General features: G+C 39.2%; 1 protein-coding gene. It reads right to left on the bottom strand.

The window, feature by feature from the left end:
* Positions 1-93 precede the first annotated feature (93 nt).
* On the bottom strand, positions 94-687 hold a 594-nt coding region (locus D0T84_RS19745), incomplete at its 5' end, for a GyrI-like domain-containing protein (protein WP_163309572.1).

Here is a 687-nt window from a genome sequence, read left to right on the forward strand (position 1 = left end):
TTGTTTTTCCTTTCAGGGTATCGTTCGCTTGTCTGCTGAGGGTAGTTACTTCGGGGAGTTCTAACATAATGATATGATTATTCGGGTGATTTGTTATTTATTATCTATGGGTATATAAATTTCTGTTATTAAATTCTCTTCTGCCACCTCATCGGGCGTATTCAGATATACCTCAAAAGACAATGGATGTTTCTGGGTATACCGGCTATGAGGGAGCCATTGCTCATGGATTGTTTTGTATAAGTTCGGTAATTGGGAATAGCTACCTTTATGTGTAAAGACGGCATACATACCACCGGAAATCTCTTGCAAGGTAAATTTACCCTCCGGTATTATACTTTCATCTGTAAAAAAGCCAATGTATAGGCGGCGTAAGTCGGGCAATGTAACCTGTGGGTTGTCCTGACTGATGCTTATAAAGTGGCTGTTTGTTTTTACCAAATGCTTTTCTTTGTAATGTTTCAGTTGCTTCCAAATAGCCTGATAGGCATGGGCGTTTTTGAAAGCACCATTCACATCCAGGCAGATTGCGTTTAGTGTATTGATTCGGCGGATTTCAGGCTTGGGAAGATTGTCTGATATCTTCGATGTATTTACTGATTGGTATTTCGTTCGATAATTTGACATGGAAATACCGAAGTGTTTCTTAAATGCCTTTGCCAAACTGAACTTCGTTTCATAATTGGT

This window comes from Dysgonomonas sp. 521 (assembly GCF_010501055.1).
Taxonomy (GTDB): Bacteria; Bacteroidota; Bacteroidia; order Bacteroidales; family Dysgonomonadaceae; genus Dysgonomonas.